General features: G+C 69.0%; 10 protein-coding genes and 1 tRNA gene. 8 read left to right on the top strand and 3 right to left on the bottom strand.

Annotation, left to right across the window (positions count from 1 at the left end; genetic code table 11):
- The 6 genes from VGD32_RS09040 to VGD32_RS09015 form a co-directional block, all read left to right on the top strand.
- Positions 1 to 341 (top strand): DUF177 domain-containing protein (locus VGD32_RS09040; RefSeq protein ID WP_331031562.1); only part of this gene is annotated, 341 nt, incomplete at its 5' end.
- Between the two features lie 106 nt (positions 342 to 447).
- Complete coding sequence (gene plsX, locus VGD32_RS09035) at positions 448 to 1,506, top strand: phosphate acyltransferase PlsX (RefSeq protein ID WP_331031564.1); 1,059 nt, start codon at positions 448 to 450, stop codon at positions 1,504 to 1,506.
- The gene (locus VGD32_RS09030; protein ID WP_331031561.1) at positions 1,503 to 2,480 is read left to right on the top strand and encodes a beta-ketoacyl-ACP synthase III; all 978 of its coding nucleotides are present in this window, start codon (positions 1,503 to 1,505) and stop codon (positions 2,478 to 2,480) included. Before plsX ends, VGD32_RS09030 begins: the two co-directional genes overlap by 4 nt.
- Positions 2,481 to 2,555: 75 nt before the next feature.
- Positions 2,556 to 2,864 carry an integration host factor subunit alpha gene (locus tag VGD32_RS09025; protein WP_298746214.1) on the top strand — a complete coding sequence of 103 codons (309 nt, stop codon included), beginning with the start codon at positions 2,556 to 2,558 and terminating at the stop codon, positions 2,862 to 2,864.
- 6 nt (positions 2,865 to 2,870) lie between these two features.
- The gene (locus VGD32_RS09020; protein ID WP_331031560.1) at positions 2,871 to 3,296 is read left to right on the top strand and encodes a MerR family transcriptional regulator; all 426 of its coding nucleotides are present in this window, start codon (positions 2,871 to 2,873) and stop codon (positions 3,294 to 3,296) included.
- Positions 3,297 to 3,351: 55 nt separating this feature from the next.
- Positions 3,352 to 3,428 (top strand) — tRNA-Pro (locus VGD32_RS09015).
- Between the two features lie 73 nt (positions 3,429 to 3,501).
- On the opposite strand, the gene VGD32_RS09010 is transcribed toward VGD32_RS09015, so the two are convergent.
- Both VGD32_RS09010 and VGD32_RS09005 read right to left on the bottom strand, forming a co-directional pair.
- Entirely contained in the window at positions 3,502 to 3,702 is a 201-nt protein-coding gene (locus tag VGD32_RS09010; protein WP_331031559.1) for a DUF2842 domain-containing protein, read from the bottom strand.
- 1 nt (position 3,703) lies between these two features.
- A complete protein-coding gene (locus VGD32_RS09005) occupies positions 3,704 to 3,955 on the bottom strand; it encodes a transglycosylase (protein WP_331031558.1) in 252 nt (83 codons plus the stop codon).
- A gap of 136 nt (positions 3,956 to 4,091) precedes the next feature.
- Between VGD32_RS09005 and VGD32_RS09000 the strand changes: the two genes are divergently transcribed.
- Positions 4,092 to 5,159, top strand: coding sequence for a COX15/CtaA family protein (locus tag VGD32_RS09000; protein ID WP_331031557.1), 1,068 nt, complete (start codon positions 4,092 to 4,094; stop codon positions 5,157 to 5,159).
- On the opposite strand, the gene VGD32_RS08995 is transcribed toward VGD32_RS09000, so the two are convergent.
- On the bottom strand, positions 5,128 to 6,540 hold the full coding sequence (locus tag VGD32_RS08995) for an alkaline phosphatase PhoX (RefSeq protein ID WP_331031556.1): 1,413 nt from the start codon (positions 6,538 to 6,540) through the stop codon (positions 5,128 to 5,130). The genes VGD32_RS09000 and VGD32_RS08995 overlap by 32 nt on opposite strands.
- An 859-nt stretch (positions 6,541 to 7,399) precedes the next feature.
- Here VGD32_RS08995 and rplM point away from each other — a divergent pair.
- The coding region (gene rplM, locus VGD32_RS08990) for a 50S ribosomal protein L13 (protein WP_331031563.1) at positions 7,400 to 7,618 on the top strand (219 nt) is incomplete at its 3' end.

Below are 7,618 nucleotides of genomic sequence, written 5' to 3'. Positions count from 1 at the left end.
GCGGCTGGCGTTTGTCGGGCCGGCTGCGCGCCAGCCTGGCCCAGACCTGCGGGATCACGCTGGAGCCGCTTCCCGTTGAAGTCGATGCGCCGTTCGTCGTGTCGCTGGCGGAAGCGGTGGACGAGGATTCCGACGAGATCGTCATCACCCTCGATGACGAATCGCCGGACCTGATCGAGGGCGGCCAGATCGATCTCGGCCAGTATGCGGTCGAACAGCTGGCCCTGCAGCTTGATCCGTTCCCCCGCAAGCCGGGCGCGGAGTTCGTGCAGCCGCCCGAGCCGACTGAAATCTCGCCCTTCGCCGTGCTGAAGCAACTGCGTCCTTCGGACGAAGGTTGACGCAGCGGCGGCGCGGTTGCATCCCCCCGGTGCGGCGCTATCGTCGCGCCTGACAGGCGCCGGGCTGACGGCGCGACGGAGTCGAAACGGCTTGTCATCCCCGGTTATGATTTCGCTCGACGCCATGGGCGGGGACCACGGCCCGCCAGTCGTGGTGGGGGGCGTGCGCGACTATCGCAAGCGCCACGGCGGCGCGGGCGTGCGCTTCCTGTTGCACGGCGACGAGGCCGCGATCCGCGCGGAAATGGCGAAATGCGGTCTGGCCGAAGACGTCTGCGACGTGCGGCACACCGACAAGGTGGTGGCCATGGACGAGAAGCCCGCCCAGGCCATGCGCCGGGGCAAGGGCTCCAGCCTGTGGAACGCGATCGAGGCCGTGAAGACGGGCGAGGCCGGAGCCGTCGTGTCGGCCGGCAACACCGGCGCCCTGATGGCCATCTCCAAGCTGATCCTGCGCATGTCCGCCCACGGGCTCGAGCGGCCGGCGATCGTCGCCAGCTGGCCGACGCTGCGGGGAATCACGGCCGTGCTCGACGTCGGCGCCAACGTCGAGAGCGATGCGGAGCAGCTGGTCGAGTTCGCCATCATGGGCGAGGCCTTTCATGCGGCCGTGCATGGCGGCGGCCGGCCGACCATTGGCATCCTGAACGTCGGCTCCGAGGACATGAAGGGGCATGAGGAGGTCCGCGAGGCGGGCCGGATCCTGCGCGAGGGCGGGCTCGGCCTCGACTACAAGGGGTTCGTCGAGGGGGACGACATCGCCAGGGGGACGGTCGACGTGGTCGTCACAGACGGCTTCACCGGCAATATCGCGCTGAAGACCGCCGAGGGCGTGGCGCGGTTCATCTCGGCCCTGATGAAGGAGGCGCTGACCTCCAGCGTGCCGGCGAAGGCGGGGGCCCTGCTGGCGCTTCCGGCGCTGAAGCGAATGCGCCAGAAGATCGATCCCAGCGCCATCAACGGCGGCCCGCTGCTGGGCCTGAATGGCATCGTGGTGAAGAGCCATGGCGGCGCCGACGCCAAGGGCTACGGAAATGCGATCCGCATCGCTGTCGATCTGGCCCGCAGCGACTATCTGAAGAAGGTCAGCGACAGCCTGAACCGGCTGACCGTCGTGCTTGAACAGCCGGCCGCCGAGACTGCGGCCATGGAGACACCCCAGTGAGCGTCATTCGCAGCGCCGTGACCGGCGTCGGCTCGTTTCTGCCGGAACAGGTCGTGACCAACGCCGATCTGGCGAAGATCGTCGACACCTCGGACGAGTGGATCGTCGAGCGCACCGGCATCCGGCAGCGGCACAAGGCGCGCGACGACCAGCCGACCAGCGACCTGGCGGTGGAGGCGTCGAAACGGGCTCTGCGCGACGCCGGCCGCAGCGCGGCGGATGTCGACCTTATCGTGGTGGCCACCACCACGCCCGACATGACCTTCCCGTCGGTGGCGTCGATCGTGCAGCGCAAGATGGGCGTGCCGACCTGCATCGCCTTCGACGTCCAGGCGGTCTGCTCCGGCTTCGTCTATGCGCTCAGCGTCGCCGACGGCTTCGTCGCCCGCGGCCTGGCGAAATGCGCCCTGGTCATCGGAGCCGAGGAGATGACCCGGCTGATGGACTGGAGCGACCGCTCGACCTGCGTCCTGTTCGGCGACGGCGCCGGGGCCGTCGTGGTCGAACCGCGCGAGGGGCAGGGGACCAAGGCCGATCAAGGCCTGCTGGGTTTCGCCCTCCGCTGCGACGGCTCGAAGACCGACCTTCTGTACGTCGACGGCGGACCGGCCACGACGGGGTCGGTCGGGCATCTGCGGATGGCCGGAAACCAGGTGTTTCGCCACGCCGTGGTCAACATCGCCGAAGCGATCACCGCCTGTTGCGAGGCCTCGGGTATCGAGATCGCGGACGTCGACTGGTTCGTGCCGCACCAGGCCAACCAGCGCATCATCAAGGGCGTCGGCGACCGGCTCGGCCTGGACGAGGACAAGGTCATCTCGACCGTGGCCATCCACGCCAACACCTCGGCCGCCTCGATCCCGCTGGCCCTGGACGCGGCGATTCAGGACGGCCGGATCAAGCGCGGCGACCTCGTCCTGGCGGAGGCCATGGGCGGCGGGCTGACCTGGGGCGCCTGCGCCTTTCGCCTGTAGAGCGCAATTCGCCTTTCCATTTGAAGGCGCTTGCTCTTTTATGCCCGCGACGGACTTTTCAAGGGGAGCGGACCATTGGCTCAGCACCAGACCCTGACGCGGGCGGACCTGTGTGAGGCGGTCCACGAGGAAGTTGGCCTGTCGCGGCAGGAGTGCTCGGCCCTTGTCGAGCGGACCCTGGAGCTGATCATCGAGTCGCTGGAACGCGGAGAAACGGTGAAGCTGTCCGGCTTCGGCGTGTTCCAGGTGCGGGACAAGCGGGCCCGGATGGGCCGCAATCCGAAGACGGGCGAGCCGGCGGCGATCCATCCGCGCCGGGTGATCAGCTTCCGCGCCTCGCAGATCATGAAGGGCCGGGTTCACGACGCCGTCGTGAGCGCCTGATCCGTCGTGGCCAAGAGCCCGAACGCCTTCCGCACCATCTCCGAGGCCGCTGACGAGGTCGGGGCGCCGCAGCACGTGCTGCGCTTCTGGGAGACCAAATTCCCGTTCATCACGCCGCTGAAGCGGGCCGGCGGCCGGCGCTTCTACCGGCCGCAGGCCGTGGTGCTGCGGAAGGCGGTCAAGCGGCTGCTGCATGAGGACGGCCTGACCATCAAGGGCGTGCAGCGTCTGCACCGGGAGCAGGGGCTGAAGCGGCTGGCCGTCTATGGCGATCCGGACGGAACGGTGACGTTCGAGCCGGAGGGCGGCGCCGCTCCCGAGCCCGCCACGGCGGTTCCGACCGGCGCTTCGTCGGTGCGGCTGCGTCAGGTCCTGGCCGAACTGGAGGGCGCGCGGGCGCGTCTCGAGGCGGTTCTTTCGAGAACCGCCTGACGCCTCGTTTTTGGGTTTGCGGGGGACGGGCGCCCCGTCTATAGGGAGCCCCTCTCGGAGCGTGGCGCAGCCTGGTAGCGCACTTGACTGGGGGTCAAGGGGTCGCAGGTTCGAATCCTGTCGCTCCGACCATCTTCCTCGATGAAGACGGTTGGTCAGGGGGCCGCTTTCGGGCGGCCCTTTGCAATTGGCCCCGGCTGCTGACTCAGTCGCGGGGCCGTTCGGCCCATTTGAACAGCGGGTAGAGCGGGACGCCCCAGCCGATGCCGGCGACCGCGTAGACCACCAGATCGATGAGCGGTCCCGGCGGCAGGAGGCCGCGCAGGGCGATGGCCCCCCATATCCAGAAGACGAGGAAGGCCAGGACGCCGAGCATGGCGATGAAGCGGCGGGTGCGGGGGCCCATGTCAGCGCTTGTTGCGGAACAGGAAGAAGGCGGCGAGCGCGATGATCGAGGCCGCCAGCGACCAGCCGACCCAGGTCCAGCCGTCCATGGTCGAGACGGCGAAGACCCGCACGGCGAGGAACCAGCCGCAGACGGCGGCGACGCCGGAGACCAGGGAGGTGGCGAACAGGCCGCGGCGGCCCGTCAGCGCGTCGGCGGTCCAGGCGAGCGCGAAAGCCCCCAGCACGGCGATGACGATGTCGGCGTATTGCACCCGGCTTCTCCTGACCTGCGACGCGGCGGCGTCCAAAAGCGACTCGATCTCGCCGTCGTGGGCGGGCATACCGCTCGCTCGGGCGTCGGACCAGCGGCGCGGCGATTATTGTAACGGTCGGGACGGCGGGCGTCGAATGAAGCGTTTGGGCGGGGGCGATCGGAGCAGGGCCGTGGCCGTCTGGCTGTTCGTCACGGCGGCGCTGGTGCTGGCGATGGTGGTGGTCGGGGGCGTAACCCGGCTGACCGGATCGGGCTTGTCGATCACCGAGTGGAAGCCGATCATGGGCGTGCTGCCGCCGATGACCGTGGCCGACTGGGCCGAGGCGTTCGAGAAATACCGGGCCATCCCGCAATACGAGCAGGTCAACGCCGGCATGACGCTGGGCGAGTTCAAGGGCATCTTCTGGTGGGAGTGGTTCCACCGGCTGCTCGGGCGGCTGATCGGCGGGGTGTTCGCCCTGCCGTTCGCGGCCTTCCTCATCCTGCGCCGCATGCCGCGGCGGCTGATCGTTCGCTGTGTCGTGCTGCTCGGACTGGGCGGGCTGCAGGGGCTGATCGGCTGGTGGATGGTGTCGAGCGGGCTGAGCGAGCGGGTCGACGTGGCGCCGGAGCGGCTGGCGGTTCACCTCGGGCTGGCCCTGCTGATCTTCATGGGGCTGATCTGGACCGGGCTGGAGGCCTGGAACGGCGAGGAGCATTCGCGCCATCCGGTCGGATGGAGCCGGGGCGCGGCGATCCTGCTGGGGGCGGTCTTCCTGCAGTGCCTGCTGGGCGGGCTGGTCGCGGGGGCCAAGGCCGGCTTCGTCTATACCGACTGGCCGCTGATGAACGGCGAGGTGCTGGCCCCGGTGGCGTGGAGCAAGGGGGCGCTGGCCTTCCTGCACGACCAGGCGCTGGTGCAGTTCAACCACAGGATCATGGCCTACGGCCTGCTGGTGGGGGGGACGCTCTACGCGCTTCAGGCGTGGCGCTGGCGGCTGGCGGAGGGGCTGGGCGCGGCGGCCTTCGCGCTGGCGGCGGCGCTGTGGCTGCAGGCGGCGCTCGGCGTGGTCACCCTGATCAACGCCGTGCCGCTGTGGCTGGGCGCCCTGCATCAGGCGGGCGCGGCGCTGGTGCTGGCGGTCGCGACGGTGAACCTGTGGCTGGTCCGCCGGTCGCAGCCGCGCCTGTTCATGTCCGGACCGAGGTCCAGGGTCCTCTGATCGCGAAGGTCACGCCCGGGTACATGATGTTGACGAACAACACCTGGCCGTCGGGCGAGAAACAGGCGCCGGCGAACTCGGAGTTGCCGGCGAAGACGTTGCGCCCGATCGTGTAGAGCTTGCCCTCCGGCGTCACGCCCTTGAGATGGTTGCGGATGTCCTCGGAGTAGTTGTCCTCGCAGACGATCAGGTGACCCCAGGGGGCGAGGGTGAGATTGTCGCCCATATTGAGGGCCCGCTCGTCGGCGCTTTCGACGAACAGCTGGATGCGGCCCGGGCGTCGCCGCTCACCGCGGCGGCCTTCGTCGCGGGACGGGACGTAGCGCAGGATCTGGCCGCGACGCAGGGGGCCGCCCGAGGTGGCGGTCATGAAGAGTTCGCCCTCGCCCCAGAAGATGCCTTCGCCACGGGCGACGAGGGCCGCGCCGGCGGCGTGACCGCGCATCCGCAGGTCGGCGTCGGGCGCCTCGACGTCCTCCAGGTCGATCCAGACGACCTCGCGCCAGTCGCCGACCGCCCATTCGCGGGCCTCCTGATTGGTCGTATCGGCGCGGGGCCTGTCCTTGAAGGCCATGGCCTGGAGGCGGCCGCCGTCGGCCAGCTTGCCGGGGGTGGTCGGGATGAAGCGGTAGAACAGGCCGTCGTTCTTGTCCTCGGTCAGGTAGACGATGCCGGTGCGGGGATCGACGCAGACGGCCTCGTGCTCGAAGCGGCCCATGGCCTTCAGCGGGACGGGATCGACGAGACCGGTCGCAGCCGCCGGAACCTCGAAGACGAAACCGTGTGACGTGGTCACGTCAGCGCCGGCGGGAGTCTCCTCGGTCTCCTCGCAGGTCAGCCAGCTGCCCCACGGGGTGCGGCCGCCCGCGCAATTGGTCGAGGTTCCGGCCAGAGACAGGTGCTGGCTGACCGTGCGGCGGCTCTCGAGGTCGTAGATCAGCGTCGTCACGCCGCCGGGGAGAGGGCGGCCGTCCTTGTAGGTGTCGTAGCCCTTCGACGGGTCGAGGAGGCCGATGCGCTCCTGATGGAAGCCGCCGGGGCCGAGGTTGCGGTGCAGGCCCGAGGAGCCCTTGAGTTCATGATTGCGGACGAGGGCGACCTTGCCGCCGCCGAGATCGAAACACCCCATGCCGTCCGGCTGGCCGGGGACGAACAGGCCGTCGTCCATGGTGTCGCCGCTCTGGGAGATGACCTGGTAGGTGAAGCCCTCGGGCAGGTCGAGCAGGCGGTTGGGATCGCGAACCAGGGGCCCGTAGCCGGGCACCTCGTTGACGTAGGTTTCCTGGGCGGCCGCGGTCTGGGCGCGGACGCTGCGGGCGAGGCCGGAGAAGGCGAGGGCCGCGGCCGAGCCGGTCAGTAGGTCGCGACGCTGCAGGCGCATGGAAGACTCCGAAGGGGCAGGGGGTCTTATGACGGGGCCCGCAGCGTGGGTCATCATGGTTCTGTGACGGGCAGCCTTCGGCGACGCCTCGGGGAAAGCGGTTGGGGAGGGCGCGGGACAGCCGGGCCTCGCCCGGATGCGTTGTGGTTTTACCGTTTCGACGAGACAGGCTGCCCCGCGCGGCCGTTTTCCACACGCCCTCCGACTGGCGGCCCTGCGTCCGGGCCTCTGACGGATCGCCCCGACCGCCTTGCGACGACCGGGACGGGACGGCCTTACCCCCGCATCGCGAGGCCATCTGACCGCACCTCAAGGCGCGCGGCGAGCAAGCGCAGGCCATCCATCGACCTCCGCGAGGACCCCCGGACTCTCCATCGCCCGGGCTTCATCGCTCGACCACAGCCCGCCGTCGTCGAGGAGCGTGGATCCGACGCCCTCCCCACCGACGGGATGGCCCTATTATGCGCCCGGGATCGGACGTGCTCGGGAAACAGGTTCGAGAAAAGGCGATGTGTCTGGAAAGGCGGGGGATTATCCGCGCAATCCGACTATGGATTCCGGGATTGTCAGCACAGCGTCAGGCCTGATGGCGGGGGCCATGACCCCAGGCTCGACGCCACAGGGGACGCGTGATGAAGCGCTGTCGGATGGCGGGCGGGCCAACGACGACGCCGAGGGCCCGGAACATACGGTATTTTAATACCGTATTCTGAAAATGCCGTTGTTTCAATGCGCTAGCGCGAATGCACCACGATGCGCTGCATTGACCTTCCTGTCCGCTTCCTCTATCAGCGCGCCTTCCGCTCATCCCGGTCACGGGAGGGGCACCCCGTTCGTCCTCCCAGGAACCCTCGTCATGCTGAAGAGCACCACGGCTTCGCTGAAGCCGGCCGAGGTCACGAAGAAGTGGATCCATATCGACGCCGAAGGCGTCGTCGTGGGCCGTCTCGCGACCTTCATCGCCAACCGTCTGCGCGGCAAGCACCGCGGCGACTACACCCCGCACGTCGATTGCGGCGACTATGTCGTCGTCACCAACGTCGACAAGGTGGTGTTCACCGGCAAGAAGAACACCGAC

Source organism: Brevundimonas sp., from assembly GCF_036402095.1.
GTDB lineage: Bacteria > Pseudomonadota > Alphaproteobacteria > Caulobacterales > Caulobacteraceae > Brevundimonas.
This window is presented reverse-complemented; position numbering and strand designations above follow the sequence as displayed.